Below are 20,605 nucleotides of genomic sequence, written 5' to 3'. Positions count from 1 at the left end.
ATAAAGAGTTTGAGATTTCAATCCATCATATTTCATCCTATGATTCAGCAACGCCGTAATTAAAATACATTAGCCGATTGCTGAACAATACATATATGCAATGCTATGGTGAGCGCTCACTAGCTAAATTCATCTGAATTTAGCTGTTTATTGTTATGTCTAAGATAATAGGATATAATTTAAGAATCTACTTCTGTCTTAAAGAAGCGTACAAGAATTTTGCAATAAAAATAGCATTAGTAATTTGAGTGGCGATCGCTAGCTGTTAGCCATAAAATAAGGCTTTGCTGTAAAATTAAATATGAACACTCAAAGCTTACAGGCATTTTCATGACCTTTTTCATTGGTTGTGCAGTTTGGGCGTATAAAGGCTGGGTGGGTGAACTTTATCCACTAGGCACTCGTACTACCGAGTTTTTACATCTTTATAGCCGTCGCTTAACCACTGTGGAAGGTAATACCACCTTTTATGCTGTACCTAACCAAGAAACTGTTACCCGTTGGGCAACCGAAACACCTCCTGGCTTTGAATTTTGTCTGAAATTACCTAGAGATATCACCCATCAAGGCTTACTGCAACCACATATCCCTGCTGCTTTAAAATTTCTTGCAGGGATGCGACTTTTAAATCAGCGTCTGGGGCCGATTTTTGCTCAATTACCACCCAGTTATGCACCTGCTTTGCTTGACGATTTGACAACTTTTTTGTCAGCTTGGCCACGCCAAGACGCACCTCTAGCACTAGAAGTCAGGCATCCAGACTGGTTTAAGGAACCTCATGCTAGCAATTTGACAGCACTTTTAGAAAAGCTCGGCGTAGGAAGAGTGCTTTTAGACTCGCGTCCGATTTACACTGGAGATGATGATCCGCAACTACAATCGGAACGGCGCAAACCCAAATTACCGTTACAATTGAGCGTGACAGCTCCTTTTAGCCTGATTAGGTTTATCTCGCATCCTACTTTAGCAGTGAATCAGCCCTTGATGGCAGAGTGGGTCAAGCAGATTCAGCAATGGTTGCAAGCGGGAGTGCGAATTTATTTCTTTGTCCATTGTCCAATAGAAATGCGATCGCCAAGCACAGCCTTTTACTTCCAACAGCTATTAGAACAGAGTGGTGTAGCAGTTCCACCACTGCCAGGGAATAACCTTAAGCATCCCCCCAATCAACTCAGTTTGTGGTAAGCAAACTGTTTCTTCCCATCCTTTTTGGACTTTCGCCAGATATTTCATATTTAATAATTTCAAAAAGAGCGATAATTATCATTACAGTACTTTTCTGTTACTTAATATTCTCTCACCTCTAAAAAAGAAATAATACTCTTCATTACTAAATAGCGATGAAGATACAGAAATGTATTGATTTTGAGTGTGTACATGATTCAGGCAATTTTTTGAGAGCAGTTACACCAAAGGAGGTTGAGATGAGTCGTCTTCTTTATGAAAGCTCAGTCTCATACAAAGGATATCTGATCATTCCTTTTGTTTTTGGCAAAGCGGATAATTACGAAATCTATTCGTATAAATTATTGTCCGCAATGGGACAGAAAAGCCAATTTCACAAGGCAGAAAATCCAGCAGAAATCTATGGCAGTAGCCCTAGTAATATCATTGATATTGCTAAAGAGCATATTGACAAATATGCAGATTTCGTCATTGAAGGAGATAATTTTAAGTCTCGCTATATTTACCACAATAACTTGATTGTCGTCTTTCAAGAAAATGGTAAATATTTTTACGATCATTACCCACCGGAATTATTGAATAATATTGCTGCACCCAAATTATTCAAGTCCGAGTATGAATGTTTAAATTGGATCAAGCAGGGACTTGATAAGCGACATACTTGGCAAAGAGCGAAATAAGTGATGTCTTGGCTGTTTATCGTAGAGGTAATTTAGGAATTGCCTCTACAATTTCACAAAGAAACGCTATTAGGTAGATTTTTTAGCGCTAAAGTGCTGACTACCAACTGTTTTTATGTTCAGCTAAAGATTAAGACTTGGGCTTATAAGTAGAAGCAACATGTAACTCTTTTAATTGCTTAGCATCCACTAGCGAAGGTGCATCTGTTAACAAACAACGCGCCTGTTGTGTCTTTGGAAAAGCAATTACATCTCGAATCGATTCTTCTTTAGCTAGCAACATTACCAAGCGATCTAAACCATAGGCGATACCGCCATGAGGTGGTGTACCATATTCAAATGCTTCTAAGAGAAAACCAAATTTATTTTGGGCTTCTTCAGGAGAAAAACCGATCGCTTCAAACACCTGCTGTTGAATTTCCCGCTGATAAATCCGCAGACTGCCGCCGCCAACCTCTACACCGTTAAATACTAAGTCATAAGCTTGGGCACGTGCTGTCTTTAAATCACTCAAGTCATCAGGATGCGGTGCAGTAAAGGGGTGGTGTAGTGCTTCTAGACGTTTTTCGTCAGCATTCCACTCAAACATGGGGAATTCTGTAATCCATAGTAAGTTGATTTTATCTGGATCAATTAATCCAAACTCTTTAGCGATCGCTTGCCGTAATCTATCTAAGGTTTTATTAACAGTAACAGCGTCACCAGCCCCAAACAACAATAGATGACCAGCTTTTGCACCTGTACGGCTGAAAATTTCCTGTTTTTGTTCCTCTGTTAAGTTGTCTTTAATTGCACCGATAGTATCGATTTCACCATCATCCCTGACTCGGATATAAGCTAAACCTTTGGCACCAGCTTCGCTAGCTTCTTTGAATAAGTCACCGCCTGGTTTGATGCGGACATTAGAAATAGCTTCGTTACCGTTAGGAATGGGCAGAATTTTGACAATACCACCATTAGCAACAGCATCTCGAAAGACCTTAAAACCAGAGTCTTTTAAGATATCTGAAACATTCACCAATTCTAGACCATAACGAGTATCTGGTTTATCACTACCGTAGCGTTCCATGCCCTCAGCATAGGTGAGACGAGGGAAAGGATGTTGTAATTCAATGCCTTTAACCGTTTTGAAGATATGACAGACTAACTTTTCGTTCAGCTCAATAATTTCTTCTTCAGACATGAAACTCATTTCCATGTCCAACTGGGTAAATTCTGGTTGTCTGTCAGCTCGTAAATCTTCGTCTCGGAAGCAACGAGCAATCTGATAATATCTATCTAAGCCCGATACCATCAGTATTTGTTTAAATAGCTGGGGTGATTGGGGTAAAGCAAACCATTCCCCAGGATTAGCGCGACTGGGTAAAACATAGTCCCGCGCCCCTTCTGGGGTAGAACGAGTCAGTATTGGGGTTTCAACTTCGACAAAACCTTCGATATCTTCTAAGTAGCGGCGCATGGCTTTGACGATTTGATGACGCAACTGCAAATTACGCATCATGCGATCGCGTCGTAAATCCAAGTAACGATACTTCAGCCGCAAGTCTTCCCGCACAGTTTCGGTGTCAGCCGTGGAAACTTGGAAAGGTAACTGCTTACGGACAGCATTTAGCAGCACAATCTGATCGGCGTAAATCTCTACCTCGCCTGTGGGGATGCGGGTATTAAGAGATTCTTCAGGACGTTGTGTGACTCTACCGACGATCTCGACAACGTACTCATTGCGTAAAGCGTTTGCCTGTTCATAGGAATCTGGGGTGCGTTGGGGATCGCTGACAATTTGAACAACTCCAAAGCGATCGCGCAAGTCTAAAAATATCACACCTCCATGATCGCGGCGACGGTCTACCCATCCGTGTAAAGTGACAGTTTCTCCAATATGTTCTTTTCGGAGTTCGCCGCAATAGTGAGTTCGCATAGGTATTAATTCTTTATTCCGGGGCTAGATTGGCAAGTAAATGTCAAAGCTTTCCCATTATCTAGCATCAATAGTATCTAATTGCAGAAAAGATAACACAATCTCCTACCAACTCTCAATAAAGCCCAAAGAGCCAGAGTTGAGATGCTCTCTAGCAAACTTAGTGAATCATTAATTATAATCTAAATCCGGTAAGCTAAAGTATGCAATTGCGATACCATCCTTATAATGTAAACCAAATAACAAAAGCTTATGGAGCCAGACTCATTGCAAACCGAGGTAATTTTGACGCATCCGCGTCAATGCCTCGGCAGAGTGCATCTTGATTGGACGCCCCAACCGGGGAACTACCTTGATTTTGAAGGAAAAACTTACGCAGTTTTAGAGCGCCGCCACAGATACCAATTTAAAGCAGGGCGCTACCGTTTACATAATATTGCTATTTATGTACAGTCTGCCAAACGACCAGCAGAAAAAAGTTTAGTAGCAGGACGCTGGGTGGTTGGCGATGCTACATGCAGCTATAACGCTCATTCCGAAATCATTCGTTGTGCAGTCAACCCAGAAGGCCCTTGCGAGTCTTGCCGTTTTTATGAGAAATCATGAAATGGGGAATGGGGAATGGGGAATTGGGAATTGTCATTGATTATTCTCCGCGTCCCCGCGTCCCCGCGTCCTCGCGTCTCCCTCATCTCCCTCATCTCCCTCATTCCCCAGCACCAAACACCTCTCCTACAGCCAAGCGTGTACCGTTAACAAAGTCCCATCCCGATTGGGGACGTTTACCAGCTAGCTGAACCTCTCGCAACAGCAGCAAGCCATCTCCAGTTTGGGCGATCGCTCCAATTCCTTTGACAATGCTTACCACTTCTCCAGGACTACCTGATATATTTGACAAATCGGGTAATTTATGTATGAGTTTTTGTAATTCTGGTGGTATCTCGTGACTATCAGCAAAACTTAGGGGGAAAGTAGCTGTGATTTTTAGCGGTTGATCGCGGAAGGTAGCTGTGCAGTTTGGATAAAAGCCTCTGATTTGATTGTGTAGTTGAATAGCACTCTTTGACCAATCTAATTCATAATCCTGTTTTTGAATCAAGGGTGCATAAGTTGCTGCTGAATTATCTTGGGGAATGGCGATAATTTCTTGATGTTCCAGTTTCAGTAGAGTTTCTATCAACAAGTCTGCACCGATTTTTGCTAGTATTTCGGCTAAATCTTGAGTATTCTCTAGTAATCCAATGGCAGTAGTGGCTTTTAGTAGCATTGCGCCTGTATCCATCCCTACATCCATCAACATTGTTGTGATCCCTGTTTCTTTCTCTCCATTAAACAGGCACCACTGAATCGGGGCTGCTCCCCGGTATTTCGGTAAAATCGAACCATGCACGTTGATACAGCTTAACTTTGGCATGTTCAAGATTTTTGATGATAAAATCTGTCCATAAGCGACAACAACAAATACATCTGCATTTAATTGTTGCAGTTGACTTAAAGTTTTAGTATCTTTTTTGACTCTTTCCGGTTGCCATATAGGCAAATTATGAATAGTGGCGATCGCTTTTACTGGTGAAGGGGTAAGTTTATTTCCACGTTCCCGGCGTTTATCTGGTTGGGTAACAACTCCCAAAACCTCAAATTCTGAGTGATTTAGCAGTTTTTCTAAAGTAGGAACAGCAAACTCAGGAGTACCAAAGAATACGATTTTCATTAGTCATTAGTTAATGTTGAATGTAGCAATACTTCACCAAAAAAAGAGTATGAAGCGATAGGGTGTTCCGTAGTAAAGTCATTGTCTCTTACAACGACAATCCAAAAACCATTCTCCAGCCCATGCTCGATATCTTATCACCACTACAATCCCTATTAAGTAACTACGCATAAATATTTAGACATTTTGCCATACGACGAAAATCGCCTATAGGACTCATATTTGATTTGGTGAAAAAACTCCGTATACCTTCTTACCTTAGATCTTGCACCTGCCCAATCTCCCGCCAGAGAATAAATTCTCGCTCTTATTAGGTCAAGTCCACTTAAGTGGACTAAAATCTCTGCTTTTTGTGAGATTTAGTCCTCTTGAGAGGACTTTTGCTATTAGCCATAGGTTAGAAACCTATGGGGGTTTTTGGGACTGGTGCAAGATATCAGTTACCCTACTCTTCACTCCCTACTCCCTGCCTACGCAAATAACTTCATGAATCAAGTCAGATTCCTATAGTTATATAAGTTTCGTAGTAAGGACTTTATTCCTCGAATATGAAAGCATTAAAGTACTTACTACCAACTATTAAAACTTTGGTGATAAACCAATAAGTAGGTGGACACAATTTAGTCCTTCTACTTAGAAGGGCTAGCTAGTAAGCACCCGACTTTTGCAGAACAACCTTTACAGTTTTCAGCACAATATTTAAATCTAACCAAAGCGACCAATTTTCGATGTAGGCGATGTCTAATTTCACTCCATCTTCAAAGCTATCAATATCAGAACGGCCAGAAACTTGCCATAATCCTGTGATACCCGGTAAAACTTCTTGCCGAATAAAGTGAGTTGTTTGAAATCTTTCTACATCTCTGATAGGAAGAGGACGAGGCCCGACCAAACTCATTTCTCCAACTAAAACATTAAACAATTGTGGCAATTCATCTAAACTATAAAGGCGTAAAAACTTGCCAATTCGTGTAATGCGAGGATCGTTTTTAAGCTTGAACAAAACACCGTCTTTCATCTCATTTTTTGCTTCTAGGGCTGTTTGTAGCTTTTCTGCATTTGTCACCATTGTTCGGAATTTCCATATCTTAAATTGCTTGCAATGCAGTCCGATTCGGCTTTGTCTGAAAAATACTGGGCCTGGAGAATCTAACTTAATCAGCAGAGCAATTAATAGAAGAATAGGAGACAGTGAAAATATCAAAATAATTGCACAAAAAAGGTCGAAGTATCGCTTTAATAAAAAACTGCTACCCGCGATAATTGGTGCTGGAATTGTTAAACAGGGTACTTCACCAATTATCCATAATATAGACTTAGGCGGGAGAACTTCTTTTTCTGTTGGCAGAATCCGGAGGGTAATTCCAGCGCTCAAAAAGTGCCAGGAAATATATAGACGATTCTTAATTGCATTCCAAGATACAAAAACCTCAACGATACCTCTTTTGTGCAGAAACTCTAGAGTTTTTTCTCGGTTATCTCTATCCAGAGAACTAGCTTCTGTGACTCCGACAATGTTATAACAATTCTCTTTTTCAATTAACTTGATGTTACTTACTTGATCTTCTGTGTCTGCGATCAGAAAAACTGGATAACGAATTACTCCTACTCTCCGCAGTCTTTTAGTAGCAATATCAAATATCAAGCGAGTAGTACAGATGAAGACTACAGACAGTAACCAAAATAGCAGAAAAATCGAGCGCGAAACATAGCGTTCAGGTTCATAGAGAAACGCTATTAGTAAGAGAAAAAGTTCTGATAGAGAAACCGCTTTGATCAGGTGGGTATAGTTACGACGATGAGTACCTGCATTATATAATCCTTGAGCTGCTATGATGCTGATTTCAACTACAAGAATTAGCAGTAAAAAAGATGATTTTTCCGTCCAAGGTGATTTTAGTGGAGTTCCATAAAATACTGCTAATTTCCATGCCAAAGTTAGAGCGATCGCATCTAGCAAAATAAGTGTTAATACTCGCAGAAATCTTGTAGCGAATCCTCTTTGTATCCTTGTACCTCTAGACGATCTTAAATCTGGCTTGAAACTTACTAATGGTATAAACTTTGATATCATGACTCTGATTTCCCCTGTTTGTAGAATATTTGCTGAATTATTTTTGTAGTAAATAATTCAATCAAAGAACAACAAAACTAAGCTTTTATGCATTTAAATTGCACATTCACTTTTCACATGGCAGAATTTTTATCAAGATAATCCTCTGCAAAATTTGATTTTTTACTCAAAATTAAAGTCCGCTAATATCGACTGAAAGCAAAATTTTAGTCGGTATTAACAGACTTCGGTTAATCAAAAAACTTTAGTAAAAGAGACTGGGTATTGGGTATTAGGTATTAGATATTTTTCCTAGTCCCCAGTCCCTAGTCCCCCCTTCACAAATTACTATATGCGTCTAATAATTTAGGTGCTTGATGTCGCCACTCCAGCATTTCTTGCATCCTACGTTTACCTTCTGCTCCCATTTGTTGGCGAAGTTCAGATGCATCAAGAAGTTTAATAATCAAATGGGCAAATTCTATCTCATCATTCGGCTTTGCATATAGAGATGCTTCTTCTGCGGAGCGTCTTCCTTCTCTCAGGTCAAACTGAACAATGGGTTTTCCTAGTGCCATGTACTCTAAGATTTTATTCATGGTGCAGTTTTCGTTGTAAGCAGATCTTGGGGATGGCTCTACACACACATCACAACTGGAAAGACGCTCTAAAAGCTCTTTACCTGTCTTAAATCCAGTGAATTCTACAAACTCTGTGACTTCAAGCTTTTCAGATAAGGCTTTGAGCTTTTCAAAAGCTGGGCCGCCACCAATTAGCATGAAATGAATGTCTTGGTGGTTCTTTTCCCAAACAAGGTAGCGTACAATTCGCAGCAAATAGTCGATTCCTTCAGGTTCCCCCATCACTCCCATGTAACCTACCAAGTATTTTCTACCTCTGCGATAACTTGGGTTGGGAGGCATTGCACAAAAGCGTGAAAGGTCAGGCGCACTCCTCACGACAAAGACTTTCTTTGCTTTTTTCTTTCCTCTAGTTAGGGCTATTTTTTTGTGCGACTCGTTTGTAGCAATTGCTATGTCTGCTGTAGCGTAGGTTAAGCGTTCAACGAGACTTAAACCATAGTAAAAAATATCTCGTTGTCCGTACTTAGCTATGTACATTTCAGGGCTTAAGTCGTGGTGGTCAAAAATTACTCTGACGCGATGTAACAACTTAAACCATCCTGCTGTTAAGAAGAGTAGGTCTGGAGGATTGCAAATATGAATCACATCAAACCCTTGCTCTCGCCAGACTCTATGAGCTAAGCGAAACTGCCAATAAACAGCCCAGCTATATTCTCGGAGATAGCCAATAACCGAGCTTTTTTCAGGTGGAAGAGGATGACGATAAATATGAATCCCTTCGATTACTTCATAATCCTTTTCAAACCCATTACCTTTCGGAGAAATTGTCGAGACCTGATACCCTGCTTTTTGTAAGGTAGTAGCTTCCATCCAGACTCGTCTATCAAAAGGCACAGGCAGATTTTCTACAATGATCAGCACCTTATCAACTACAGCCATAGAATTTGAAGTTTTTGAAGTTATTGATTGCATGAATTTTAATTGAGGAAATTTAAGTTTTTGATTGGTTAGTAGCAAGATTAGCGAACAAGTGCTTTGAGTCCAATCCTATCAATGAATATAGATAAGCCTAACGAAATAGTAAGTAATGCTATCCAAGATATTATCTTTAACATCAGAACCTCTGGGAAGTTAAATACAGTTTCACTCAAGAAGCGATCGCTAATAGCAAGACATATTTGATAAAGGATACCGTTGATGCAAAAAATACCTAAACTATAAGTTGAGAACATTGTAATCAATCTCTTGATTAATGAAAAAACTTGATTCTCTTGAATAGATGCACAGCAGAAAAACATCACAAATACACTGAGAATACAAGAAATTGTTATATAATCAAAAGGCGGTATTTCACCTTGCAATCTCTGAAAAACCCAACGATATTCTAAAATTTGAATACAACAGTATAGTACTAATAATAATCCTTTAATTTTAACAGATATTTGATTAGATAACTTGACAACTGACGACCAGTTTTTACAAAAGTAAAATCCCAAAGCTATATATACAAACCAGTAAATGAATAAAGGTCTGTCGATTGTTCTCAAAACTGAGATAATCTGATCATGATATAAACTAGTAGATGGAAAAGCGTATATGTATAAAAAAATCAAAATTTGAAGTAACACTGTTAATAACAAATTTCGTGGTTTATTAAATAAGTTACGTAAGCAAATGAAAATGATGAATAATTGGAGAAGAGCTATTAAGTAATAAGCACCTTCAAAAATTCTTCCTTTAAAAGTAACAGCTATTAGTTCATTGACAGAGTTTTTATTTATCAGCTTGAGAAATAATGCTATGGAAAACCAAAATATAGTAGGAGTTAAAAGACGAGTTAAACGCTTTTGAACGGTAAGTAAAATAGATTTTTGAGGCTTAGCTAACCCTTTTTCTAAAAGAAAAAAAGAAATTGTAAATAAGACTGGAACACAAAACTTTAATGGAGAAAAGATTATATCTAACAGTTGTGTCGATGATGCATATGTTGTCTTTGGTACAATGAGTGAATGAAAGGAGACAACTGCAATAATACTCACAGCCTTGAGAATATCCAGTGGTAATAATCTGCCTGTTGTTTGATTACTTGGCAACAACGATGAATCAACTATCACATTTTTCATGTTTAATAATATTGACAATATAATTAAATAATTCGTAATTCGTAATTCAGTATTTCAAAAATACTTTGTCTTAATCTCAGTATTTCACAAACATACATACAGATTTTTCAGGAGATTTTTGCTCTGTTATGCTTTAAGGCAAGTTGAGAAATATCTACAAGCATTTTGGGAATACGACCTTTAGAAAACACAGTTAGAGATGTTACATAAATAAAAATCAAAATTACTGATTGGGTATAAATTAAATATTCAGGAAGAGGTAGAGCATAAACGAGTATTAGCGCAATACTGATTGTGATGGTCGGCAATAATATTGGTCTAATTAAAACTTTTATTTGCCAATTAGCAGCATGACAAGTTGCTAGCCAGTACCAAACTGTTGCGCCTATACCCATTACCAATACAACAGCGATCGCAACTCCTTGAGTCCCTCCTAAATATGCCCCAAGAAAATATGAACTTACAGAAACTGGTACTAACGCCCAATCAATAGTGGCAACTGTTAGAGATTTGTCTAAAGCAAGTAGGGAAGTTCCCAGGATGGACATGAAGCCTCTTGCATAAGCAAAAATCAGTACAATCTGAAAGAGTCTGACGGCTTCCACCCAATCTGAACCGTATAGAAGCGGAATCAACCAAGGTGCAATCACTACTGCTACACCATAGATTGGTGCAGAAAGCACTGCATACAGCTCTAATGCTCGACAAAGAAAAGCTTTCTTGCCTTCTAAATCTTGCTGAGATAGAACGGAAAATATTACTCGGTTAACTTGAGATAGAGCATATACTGGCGTCATTGCCAGTTGGTAAGCCAAATTATAATATCCGAGTGCTTTTGAACCCAGTAATCTACCAATAATCAGGTTGTCTCCGTTGGTATTTAGCTGAACAGCAAATCTACTGCTAACAACTCCGGCAATAAATTTTCTCACTTCACTTACAGCAAGTGGATCTAGTCGGAAAATGTAGGTAAAGCTATATTTACTGAGCGAACGCTTGAGTAAACTATCTACTAACCCCATCGCTACCTCTCCAGCAGCAAAAGACCAAACTCCCATACCTCCAATAGCACAAAGGGTGGCGCTTGCAACTCGTGCAAAAGTGGCAACACCATCACAAATAGCAAGTTCTCTAAATTTCATTTGCCGTTGCAATACGGCAGTATGGGAACCTGCGCCAGCACCAATTAAAAATATGGCAGATGAACAGGCAGTTAAGGGAAATACTAGTGGTTCACTAAAAAAATAAGATAGGGGTATACCTGCAATTGCTTGGATGAAAAATAAACCGATGGAGATATTGATACCCAAACTATAGACAGTGTTGACTATTTTTTTGTCATCTAAACCTCTTTGTACCAGAACTTGAGCGATCGCTACATCTCTAAAAAGAAGCGAGAAATTACTCAAAATCAAGACCATTGCCCAAATACCAAAGTCTTGAGGCGATAGTAAACGAGCCAAAATGACTTGAGAAATTAACTGAGCGATCTTGCCAACAGCAAAGCTCACAGTCATCCACAGACTGGCTTTAAAAATCTTTGTTGAGTTGACTTGAGTCATAAATAAAATTACAGCGGTTCAGGATATCCCAAGATATTAATGTCTACTTGCTATGCTCAAGAAATCGACTCATCGAAGAAGAAAATAGGGAAATTTCCATAATTAAATGGCAAGGCTGGAACTATCAGTAGCTTTGTAAGCAACCAATCCTATATTTAAGAAGTAAGTACCTGGTAAAACAGGTTGAAAGAGTTTGCTAGCAATAAAAACACCTACATTCATTACCGAGCGTAAAATAGCAAATAAAACTCTGACAATAAAAAAGGTATTTTTATTAGGTCTCCAGATATTTCCCCAAACTGTAGCTATCACCTCAAGCTCGTTACCGTTTAAACTCAGGATATCTGGGGGTTTTAAACCCAACTTTGGAAACCAATACTCTATATAAAAAGGAGTTATTCGTGAGAAGTCATAGGGAATTTCATGTAATGGATAAGCAAAAGGAGTTGTGATTAAAATTGCACCAGATGGTTTGAGTAATCTTGATAGTTCTTGAAGTGCTTTTTGTGGCTCAAAAGAGTGTTCTAAAACCTCTGTACAGACAATAACATCAAAACTCCCTTCGGGAAGAGGAATTGAAGATATATCTGCTAAAATATCTACTGTTTCTTTGGCATTCTGAATCACATCTATGCCAACATACTCTCCTCCGCACGAATCAATCAGATGACGCAATGGTTGTTCGCCACAACCAATATCCCCTACTCGCATCCCAGGCTTGATAATTTGTTGAATCTGAGTATGGATAAAATGTTTGAGGTGAAGTAATACAAAAAAATCTGGATGATGAATAGGAGTTCTCAAAATATCTCTGCGCTTAATGAGTTTTCTTTCTTCAAAATTTTTCACAGTATTTTATCCTTATATTGTTATCCTACTACTGAGTCATAGATGGCTTCCAATTTATCAGTCTGCTTGTGAATATCAAAGTTTTCGCAAATCCACTCTCTTCCTTGTTTTCCTAAACTTTTACCCAAAGCGCGATCGCCCAGCAAAATATCTAGTTTTTCAGCTAAAGATTGATCATCTTTTTCTGCTACTAAAAAGCCCGTTTCTTGATCACGAACTGCATCAGGAATAGCGCTGTGCCAAGTAGAAACTATAGGTATACCACAAGCCGCAGCCTCTAATATTACCAGAGGCAAGCCTTCGCTATCACCATTACTTGATGTTTGGCTAGGTAGAGAAAATATTTCTGCATCACGCATTAACTTTTGAATAACTTCGTAAGGCTGCGCTCCTAAAAAATGAACTCTATCAGTAATCCCAAGTTTGGTAGATAAAGCTTGGAGTTCTAAAGTCATAGAGCCAGTTCCAACTTGAATAAGCGAAACATCGGGATGTTTTCTAGCAATCCGAGCAAAGGCTTTTAATAAAGTATCTATACCTTTTTTTTGAGTATGTCTACCCACGCAAAAAATATAACGCTCGTTTGGTTTTTCTGTAGCAGGAGTAAATTTTTCTGTATCTATCCCACTATGTTGCTGAATTATTTTATTGACAGGATAACCTTTTTCAATCAACTTTTTATGAAGAAAACTGGAAAAAGCAATGAATACTGATGCTTTTTGTTTTAATTCTTCTTCATGTAGCAGAAATTGATAAATTGATGGGTTGCCAGAGCGCCACATGTCTTGACGAGAAACTGTAATGTCATAACCATAAAATGTCACAACAAAAGGAATATTTAATTTATCTGCCAATCTCATCGCATAAATACCATCCGGGCCAAAATGCCCATGGATTAAAGATAATTTTTTCAGCACACTAACTTCTGGAAATAAATGAGGAGAAGCAGTTAAGATATGAATTGCTTGCTTCATCCCCAAAAAATCATTTTGATTGATAGCAACCTTTTGAAAAGGTATTTCTTGTAAGAGATTGCAGGAAATAAATATAGGATGATATCTTTGGAGATTGTGTGCTTGTTCTGTAATAAAAGTTTCTGAAATGCGAGGATAAACCTTTCGATACATCCCAATCTCTTTCATATGCTTACTAGGCATAAATGATTCCCTGTAGTTTGTATTAATAAAATTCCTTTCTAGTTGAATTTTAAATAAAGCTTATACAGCTATATCTGTTAACTCAATTAATTTGCGTGTGTATGTTTGTACGTTACAAAAGTTTTCAACCCAACTGATTCCTTTAGCAATCAGCTTGGGAGTATTGGGGTCATGAGCAACCCGAACTATTGCTTCTGCTGCTGCGACTGGATCGTTTGGTTCAACCATCCATTCAGGTGCAAAGTGACTGAGAATTTCGCCAATACCTCCAGTTCGACTACCAATCACTGGAACACCACAGGCGATCGCTTCTACAACAGTACGTCCAAATGGTTCTCTAGGAGCCAGTGTAACTACGACATCTGCATGTTTGTAGTAGTCTTCAATAGCAAAAGTAGAAGGCAAAACGCAAAAACGATCTGCGACACCTGCCTGTTTTGCACTTTCTAACAATTCTTGAGTATAGATTTTCCCAGGAGATTTATCTTCCCCAATGACCACACTGTAGTAAAAGTGACCGTTTGCTTTCAAATGTGCCAGTATTGGAATCAGAATACGCAAATTTTTATCATTGATCACTCCTGGCTGAGTAATTCGTGAGGCAGTTAGAATTAACTTTGCTGGCGATTTTAGAATTAGTTCTAACGGCGTCGGAATACTAAATGAAACTTGATTATTAAAACGTTTTGTATCAACTGGTTGATACATAATACCTCTAATTTTGGGTATGAGGCGACGAATGTGTATTGCAGTAAATTCAGAATTACAAATAGCTTGGGGAGCAATAATCGTAAAACTTAGCTTTCTTAGTAAGAATCCCAAATAATTATAAGAAAGTGCTAAGTCATGACAAAAATGATAAATGCTGCGACCACTCCAACGAAGTGTAGGGGCAGCCATTAAAAGGGTTGGTAATAAAACACGTTCAACGCAGTTATCCAATAATAACGGATAGTCTTTTGGTTGCTGATTTACCCATTGCAGTGCTTGTTTTAAATATTCAGCCTTGCTTGGAGCTGGAATCAGTTGTAAGTAAGCCCCTAACCCTAATGTTTGCAAATATTTCTCCATTGTGGAGTTAGCATGTACTAAAACACAAAATGCTTCAGTACCATATTGCTCAAAACCTTTAATTAATAAAGATAGAGTCACTAGCGTTCCTCCAAGGACATCACATGTTCCCGGCAAGATTATAAGTTTACGCATACTTAGTGGTCTGTCCCATTCCCTGTTTTCTTTCATTCCATAGCATTGCACATAGCAAAACAATAAATATTTCCGGTGTTTGAAACTCTGTTACTAAGGAAGCTAAACTTAAATAAAGCAATATGAGAAAACAACAAAGTGGTCTACCTTCTTGTGTTTGATAGAGGTGAGCAGCAAAAGATATAAAAAATGTCATAAAAAACAAAGTTCCTATTAACCCAGATTTATATAATAAAGTTCCTAAAATAAAACTTTCAGTACCAATTCTTGTAAATTTATATATTGGTTCTACAGGAGATCCATTTATTCCATGTCCTAAAAGAGGTTCTTCCACAAACTTTTCCCACGTTCGCTGGTAAATTAAATTTCTACTTGCTGTAGAATCTTTGCGGAAGTTACTAGTAGCTTCAATAGTATTAGAATATGTATCAGTAATGAAATCTGTTACGGACGGTAGCGACAGTGTAGTGAAGCTTGTGAGGGCAAATAAAGCCAAGATAAATGCAATTCCTCTAGTTTTGCTTATTTTGATTAGAGAGCGTACAAATAGTACTATTAGTAAAGCTAACCAAGCATTACGTGTTTGACAAATCAGTATGAGAAAAGCACATACTGAAAATATGGGTAAAGTCCACCACCGCTGTTTAATATCTAGGACAATCAGACCAGCAAAGCCAATCGCAAAAGAAGAAACTGTAGGATGTGGAAAGAAAAATGTGTAACGGACTAATCCAGCAAATTTATGAGTCAAATAGTATGGAACTAAATAGTTGCTAACACTACTTAATTCATTTGGATCATACACTCCTTTATCTGTCAGCATCGCAAACAAGTTTCTGGGTGGAATCAAAAAAGGTTCTGATAGCACAAAATGAAAAAATAGCCACCATACAATCATCAAACAGATGATGCTTGAGAAAGCCCAAGCTACTGTTTGGAGTCGAATGCGAATGCTATGGCTTTGGACATACCAAAGCAATAACCCACAGCAACCCCATGCTAAAAATGGATTAAGTAACTCTCTAGGTGCAATTACTGGGGAGTTGTAGACATAAGTCCATGCTCTATAGAAAGCAAATGTAATAACTGAAATGACCTCTAAAGTGGGACGTGATAAGCGTATTTTCTTGTAAAAATATAGCTCGTATAGAGCGATACTAACTACCCAAAACATGGGTATGAGAGTCCAGCCAATAAACCACCAGAGGGGGATCAAAATAATTCCCCAGCAAACTACTCTCTCTGCTGGAGTTAAGACCTGCCAATGCAGCCAAATCCCGTTAAAGAGCCTATCTTTATCTGAGTATAAAGTTGTGTGTAAAGATACGTATCGTCTCATTACTTGATGGGAAGATTTTCTTGTTTGTATACGTATCTATCAGTCCGTGGTTCGACACCATTGATCACCAAACCGATAATGTGAGCGTTGTGTCGCATCAGTTGCTCTAGAGTTTCTTGTACCATGTAGCGATCGCTTACTTCTAACCGAACTACCAACAACACGTTAGTTACGGCTTTAGCCATCAAAGCTGTTTCACTAGTGGAACTCACTGGAGCGCTATCAACAATAACGTAATCATAGTTACCAGCAGTTTGAATAGCATTAAGATGCTTTTCAAATCCTCCACGGGCGATAAATTTTACCTCTTTGTGGTTTGCTTGAGGTATTGCTGGTAATATATCCAATCCTGGACTAATCTGTAATGGTTTCACCGATGTATCTGTTTGCGATCGCACAGTATAGCCAAAATCCCGGCTCAGCTTAGCCTTACGGAAATCACCATCCACTATTAGCACACGAAATCCCAGCAATACTAAAGCTTTAGCCAACTCCAGAGTTACTTTTGTTTTCCCTTCTCCTGGAGTAGAACTAGTCACCATCAGGCGCTGATTTTCCAACTCCATCAAGCTAATGGTGGAAGCCAGCCATTGAAAAGGTATTTCTGTTTCGGTAAATTTCAAATTGGAAGATTTGAAAATCGGAATCCTCCCCAATATAGGAAGTTGAATATCTTGCAAATCCTTTTGTTTGAGTCGTGAATTGCGAGACTCCAAAAAATAAATAAGGGCAAGGCTACCAAATATTGAAGCTAAAACACCACCAATAAACATCAAAGATCTTTTAGGACTTGTCGGTTTAAAATCAACAGTTGGTTGATCTAGAACTTGTACATTTGGATAAGCATCAAAAGCACTGATTTTGGACTGCTCTAGTTGAGCAAAAATTCCTTTGTAGACTCCTTCTGCGAAATCGTATTTCCGCTGTAGATCCGATAGTTGAGCTTGTTGGTTAGAAATTGCTCTGAGTTCAGTTTCAAACTTCTGTATTTGATTTTGAATTATTGTTGCTTGCTTTTGCAGCGCTTGACTCTCACTACTAACCTGGACTAAATCTACAATTAAGTCCATGGTGGCTTCCTTAAAGTTATTACCACCAAAACTAGTATCTAAACCTTCAGCCTTTGTCACCACGATAACAAGTTGTCTATTAAGTGCAGTTACAAGTTCTTGGCGTTTTTGCAATAAGGATATGAGATTGGGGTGTTTTTCAGTAAATACTCCTCTGCTGAGAGCAATATCAGAGTTGACTTCACTTAGCTTCTGTCGCAATACTTGGTATTCTTTATTTTGTGCCAAACGCAAAGAATTCATTGCCAATTGGGGAGTTAAGCGCAATTTTTGACTTAACTCTGTAGAACGAGTTGCTCTTGCTTGTGCTTCAGCAACTACCTGCGCTTGTGTTGTTCTCAATGTCTTGATGGCTTCTACCAGATTTGTAGTTTGCTCCTCACTACTGACAAGCCCCGTAGCTTGCTTAAAATCTGCCAGTCTATTCTTTGCTAACAGTAAGTTCTCTTCAGCTTGTTTGATCTGGGGTTGGTTGAACTGCTGCCGAGACAATGCTGTACCTTGGCGCAATTTATTCAACCGGGTTTGATAACTGTTAATTAGGCTTTCTGCTCTATGCTGAGCGAGTTCTGGTAGGGAAGCTGTAACTTTTAGTTGAATAGTTGTAGACAGATCAACAGGCTTGACTTTAAATAATTTTTTGTAACTCTCTAGACTACGATACTTGTCCTTTTCTGGGTCAGACAACCATACGGGACGAATGACATCATCACTAGTGATAATAGAGGTTTGAACATTTAACGGGTTGAGTTCGTTAGTAAAGGAAATACCTTGGTCTTTAAGTTGTCCTAAAGTTCCTAAACTTGCATCTAAGTTAGTTGTGGTATCTGGCAAAATCAGCTGAGCAGCAGATGTCCAAGTCCGGGGAAATATTCTGTCTATTAAAACTATTAAAATCCAAATTACAATATTTAGACTTAAAAGATAAAACCAGTACTTCTTGAGAATTGGGGCTGCCATTACAGATCCGCACCTTAGTTTTTATGAGTGTAGAAAAAAGAAATCGCTACCTAACTTAATCACTCAACTCTCAAACGAAAATCTTTGCTGCTCTTGTCACTAATCATCCGAGCATGTCTGCGAGTAAATTCCCCTACAGAAGGATTTCCTTGCGGGTGAGTTACTCCACTGGCTTGTTGCCAAATTTGTCTAGATGCTACACACATTTCATAAGTGGAAATCTCTCTTCCAGAAGATTTACTAATAGATTTTTTAACGTGATACCACTTTGTTTCCTTGCATTGGTCACACCAGAAAGCCTCCAACCATTCACCCTCTAAAGGGACTGCTGTTTTAGTGGCTACTAAAATCAGTGCATTGCGTCGCGCTATTCCCTTTTGTCGGAGTTGTTCGGTCTGATCGGCATACAATGCATACTTTTGACTCATACTATACAGATTACATCTATGAATTGGACAATAAATAGCCCGTCGCCTTGAGCGTTTCCGATTTTTGTGACACTGATTCTGCAATTCGCCCTCACTCATCTAGATAAAACATAGATATAAATAAGGTTACGTCGGAGTGACTGAGGTCACAAAGACCATCAAAGCCTAACTCCTAACACTAAGTTATGGATAATTCAGCTAAAAGCATGATAGTAACTGTATTTATAAGGAATGTATCTAAAGATAGATTAAAAGTCAACTAACTCTAATTAGATTTTTTTGCTTTTTTTAGTATTCAACACAGACATAGTTTCATTACTAAAATCTGGCATAATGTCAAAAATATAACTAAACTAAAATAAATTTAGTGCTGAGTATTCAGTAAAATCAAACACAAACCTATTTGAGCAATAAAGCTTTAAGGGCTGTTTGTGCAATCTAATCCCGCTGAGATAGATGAGGCAATTAGGTTAATAAAGTCATAAGGTTAGCAATTCGAGAAATAATGAGCCAGTGGTAAATCTCAAGTAAAGTACTTTGATCGAAACGATATAAGCCAAAACGATGTTTTTTGTTTTAAATCCTTAAATTAATTCAATTAACCGTATTTTTCAGTTTTTTTACTATTAAAATATACTTAACAATAATTTGCTGCTTTTACCTGATGTTTTAAGCTAATTTTTTCCACTTTCCACCCAATTCACAGTACTTAATCACCAGTCCCTTTTACTGTTTGCACTTTAGCATCAAGCAAAAGTCTTATGCCATATCTAAATTCTTAAATATGTAGTATTACGTTATAAATAGTTATATTAATAACTTCACTGTACAGAAAATTTATTACAGAATTTAATATTTTTTATACTTTAGTATTTATTACCTAAGTGTTTACTCGTAAATACCCTAGATATAGGATATATATATTTATTTATGTATAGGCCTATAATTACCGCTTTTAGACGCAAGCTAACGAATAGAAGAATGCCTCTTTCCCTACTCCCTATGTTTCTGGAGAGATAAGTGAGATTTTTGATAAAATTTAAGAATATAGCAAAAGTCATCCTTGAGCAGTTGCGATCGCTTTTAAAAGCCAAGCCTTGTAATACAAAAATTCAAATTTGAAACCAAGCAGTCAAAGCCACAGCCAAAGCATCTGCGGCATCATCTGGCTGAGGAATCTCATCTAAGTTCAATTCTCGTGCTACTGCTTCTTGCACTTCATGCTTATCAGCATTACCGTATCCAGTCAGGGCTTGTTTGATTTGGGCAGGGGTGAACTCCACATATGGGAGACGACGCTGGGCTAACACCAAAACGACTACACCCCGCGCTTGCGCCACGAGAATAGTACTTGCCATCCGATAAAAGAATAACTTTTCGATCGCAACTAAATCTGGTTGTAACTCTTCGATGACGGCGTGTAAATCGTCAAACAAGGTACACAACCGTTGTCCCATTTCAGTTTTTGCAGGTGTAGTGATTACTCCAAAATCCAGCATATCCACTGTTGTATCTTGTACCTTAGCTGAAATTTGATTGCAGGCAATTGCCCCAAATCCTAAAGTTGCTAGTCCAGGGTCTAATCCCAAAATTCGCTTTTTCATTAAATTTACTGAGAAAGAGGTTAAAGTATGGGGGTGTTAAATTAATTCGTAATGACGCGACGCTCCTGCGTCGCTAACGCTTCGCTATCGAGGACTCGCTACCGCTGCGCTAACGTAATTTGTAATTCGTAATGACGCGACGCTCCTGTGTCGCTCTAAGCGAAGCTATGCCGCAG

At 38.4% G+C, this 20,605-nt stretch carries 16 protein-coding genes; 3 read left to right on the top strand and 13 right to left on the bottom strand.

Going from position 1 to position 20,605, the window contains the following annotated elements; genetic code table 11:
- Nucleotides 1-330: 330 nt before the first annotated feature.
- Together AC5JMF_RS19220 and AC5JMF_RS19215 are read left to right on the top strand one after the other, a co-directional pair.
- Complete coding sequence (locus AC5JMF_RS19220) at nucleotides 331-1,185, top strand: DUF72 domain-containing protein (RefSeq protein WP_495797324.1); 855 nt, start codon at nucleotides 331-333, stop codon at nucleotides 1,183-1,185.
- 239 nt (nucleotides 1,186-1,424) lie between these two features.
- On the top strand, nucleotides 1,425-1,865 hold the full coding sequence (locus tag AC5JMF_RS19215; protein ID WP_495797323.1) for a hypothetical protein: 441 nt from the start codon (nucleotides 1,425-1,427) through the stop codon (nucleotides 1,863-1,865).
- A gap of 130 nt (nucleotides 1,866-1,995) precedes the next feature.
- Here the strand turns inward: AC5JMF_RS19215 and aspS are convergent, their stop codons facing one another.
- Nucleotides 1,996-3,783 carry an aspartate--tRNA ligase gene (aspS, locus tag AC5JMF_RS19210; protein ID WP_495797322.1) on the bottom strand — a complete coding sequence of 596 codons (1,788 nt, stop codon included), beginning with the start codon at nucleotides 3,781-3,783 and terminating at the stop codon, nucleotides 1,996-1,998.
- A gap of 252 nt (nucleotides 3,784-4,035) precedes the next feature.
- On the opposite strand from aspS, the gene AC5JMF_RS19205 reads away from it, so the two are divergent.
- The gene (locus tag AC5JMF_RS19205) at nucleotides 4,036-4,389 is read left to right on the top strand and encodes a DUF6464 family protein (protein WP_495797321.1); all 354 of its coding nucleotides are present in this window, start codon (nucleotides 4,036-4,038) and stop codon (nucleotides 4,387-4,389) included.
- Nucleotides 4,390-4,489: 100 nt separating this feature from the next.
- Here the strand turns inward: AC5JMF_RS19205 and fmt are convergent, their stop codons facing one another.
- The 12 genes from fmt to ruvC form a co-directional block, all read right to left on the bottom strand.
- Complete coding sequence (fmt, locus tag AC5JMF_RS19200) at nucleotides 4,490-5,494, bottom strand: methionyl-tRNA formyltransferase (RefSeq protein ID WP_495797320.1); 1,005 nt, start codon at nucleotides 5,492-5,494, stop codon at nucleotides 4,490-4,492.
- Nucleotides 5,495-6,140: 646 nt separating this feature from the next.
- Complete coding sequence (locus AC5JMF_RS19195; protein WP_495797319.1) at nucleotides 6,141-7,568, bottom strand: sugar transferase; 1,428 nt, start codon at nucleotides 7,566-7,568, stop codon at nucleotides 6,141-6,143.
- Between the two features lie 317 nt (nucleotides 7,569-7,885).
- A complete protein-coding gene (locus AC5JMF_RS19190) occupies nucleotides 7,886-9,070 on the bottom strand; it encodes a glycosyltransferase family 4 protein (RefSeq protein WP_495797318.1) in 1,185 nt (394 codons plus the stop codon).
- Nucleotides 9,071-9,150: 80 nt separating this feature from the next.
- Complete coding sequence (locus tag AC5JMF_RS19185) at nucleotides 9,151-10,254, bottom strand: acyltransferase family protein (RefSeq protein ID WP_495797317.1); 1,104 nt, start codon at nucleotides 10,252-10,254, stop codon at nucleotides 9,151-9,153.
- A 107-nt stretch (nucleotides 10,255-10,361) separates the two neighbouring features.
- Complete coding sequence (locus AC5JMF_RS19180; RefSeq protein WP_495797316.1) at nucleotides 10,362-11,816, bottom strand: oligosaccharide flippase family protein; 1,455 nt, start codon at nucleotides 11,814-11,816, stop codon at nucleotides 10,362-10,364.
- A gap of 102 nt (nucleotides 11,817-11,918) precedes the next feature.
- Nucleotides 11,919-12,665, bottom strand: coding sequence for a class I SAM-dependent methyltransferase (locus tag AC5JMF_RS19175; RefSeq protein ID WP_495797315.1), 747 nt, complete (start codon nucleotides 12,663-12,665; stop codon nucleotides 11,919-11,921).
- Nucleotides 12,666-12,685: 20 nt separating this feature from the next.
- Nucleotides 12,686-13,822, bottom strand: a complete 1,137-nt coding sequence (locus tag AC5JMF_RS19170) for a glycosyltransferase (RefSeq protein ID WP_495797314.1) — start codon at nucleotides 13,820-13,822, stop codon at nucleotides 12,686-12,688.
- A 60-nt stretch (nucleotides 13,823-13,882) separates the two neighbouring features.
- Nucleotides 13,883-14,974 (bottom strand): glycosyltransferase family 4 protein, encoded by a 1,092-nt coding sequence (locus AC5JMF_RS19165; protein WP_495797313.1) that lies wholly within the window; start codon nucleotides 14,972-14,974, stop codon nucleotides 13,883-13,885.
- Between the two features lie 46 nt (nucleotides 14,975-15,020).
- Complete coding sequence (locus AC5JMF_RS19160; protein WP_495797312.1) at nucleotides 15,021-16,367, bottom strand: O-antigen ligase family protein; 1,347 nt, start codon at nucleotides 16,365-16,367, stop codon at nucleotides 15,021-15,023.
- Nucleotides 16,367-18,397, bottom strand: a complete 2,031-nt coding sequence (locus tag AC5JMF_RS19155; RefSeq protein WP_495797311.1) for a GumC family protein — start codon at nucleotides 18,395-18,397, stop codon at nucleotides 16,367-16,369. The genes AC5JMF_RS19160 and AC5JMF_RS19155 overlap by 1 nt, the downstream gene beginning before the upstream one ends.
- A gap of 59 nt (nucleotides 18,398-18,456) precedes the next feature.
- Complete coding sequence (locus tag AC5JMF_RS19150) at nucleotides 18,457-18,909, bottom strand: hypothetical protein (RefSeq protein WP_495797325.1); 453 nt, start codon at nucleotides 18,907-18,909, stop codon at nucleotides 18,457-18,459.
- Between the two features lie 1,028 nt (nucleotides 18,910-19,937).
- Nucleotides 19,938-20,429 carry a crossover junction endodeoxyribonuclease RuvC gene (gene ruvC / locus AC5JMF_RS19145; protein WP_495797310.1) on the bottom strand — a complete coding sequence of 164 codons (492 nt, stop codon included), beginning with the start codon at nucleotides 20,427-20,429 and terminating at the stop codon, nucleotides 19,938-19,940.
- Between the last annotated feature and the right edge of the window lie 176 nt (nucleotides 20,430-20,605).

This window comes from Desmonostoc vinosum (genome assembly GCF_059505385.1).
Note: the sequence above shows the minus strand (reverse complement) of the source record. Positions and strands in the feature narration are given on the sequence as shown.

Bases quoted from the DNA above. Each gene is read 5' to 3' on its own strand.
- AC5JMF_RS19220 (WP_495797324.1), top strand. From the start codon at position 331: ATGACCTTTTTCATTGGTTGTGCAGTTTGGGCGTATAAAGGCTGGGTG.
- AC5JMF_RS19215 (WP_495797323.1), top strand. From the start codon at position 1,425: ATGAGTCGTCTTCTTTATGAAAGCTCAGTCTCATACAAAGGATATCTG.
- aspS (WP_495797322.1), bottom strand. From the start codon at position 3,783: ATGCGAACTCACTATTGCGGCGAACTCCGAAAAGAACATATTGGAGAA.
- AC5JMF_RS19205 (WP_495797321.1), top strand. From the start codon at position 4,036: ATGGAGCCAGACTCATTGCAAACCGAGGTAATTTTGACGCATCCGCGT.
- fmt (WP_495797320.1), bottom strand. From the start codon at position 5,494: ATGAAAATCGTATTCTTTGGTACTCCTGAGTTTGCTGTTCCTACTTTA.
- AC5JMF_RS19195 (WP_495797319.1), bottom strand. From the start codon at position 7,568: ATGATATCAAAGTTTATACCATTAGTAAGTTTCAAGCCAGATTTAAGA.
- AC5JMF_RS19190 (WP_495797318.1), bottom strand. From the start codon at position 9,070: ATGGCTGTAGTTGATAAGGTGCTGATCATTGTAGAAAATCTGCCTGTG.
- AC5JMF_RS19185 (WP_495797317.1), bottom strand. From the start codon at position 10,254: ATGAAAAATGTGATAGTTGATTCATCGTTGTTGCCAAGTAATCAAACA.
- AC5JMF_RS19180 (WP_495797316.1), bottom strand. From the start codon at position 11,816: ATGACTCAAGTCAACTCAACAAAGATTTTTAAAGCCAGTCTGTGGATG.
- AC5JMF_RS19170 (WP_495797314.1), bottom strand. From the start codon at position 13,822: ATGCCTAGTAAGCATATGAAAGAGATTGGGATGTATCGAAAGGTTTAT.
- AC5JMF_RS19160 (WP_495797312.1), bottom strand. From the start codon at position 16,367: ATGAGACGATACGTATCTTTACACACAACTTTATACTCAGATAAAGAT.
- AC5JMF_RS19155 (WP_495797311.1), bottom strand. From the start codon at position 18,397: ATGGCAGCCCCAATTCTCAAGAAGTACTGGTTTTATCTTTTAAGTCTA.
- ruvC (WP_495797310.1), bottom strand. From the start codon at position 20,429: ATGAAAAAGCGAATTTTGGGATTAGACCCTGGACTAGCAACTTTAGGA.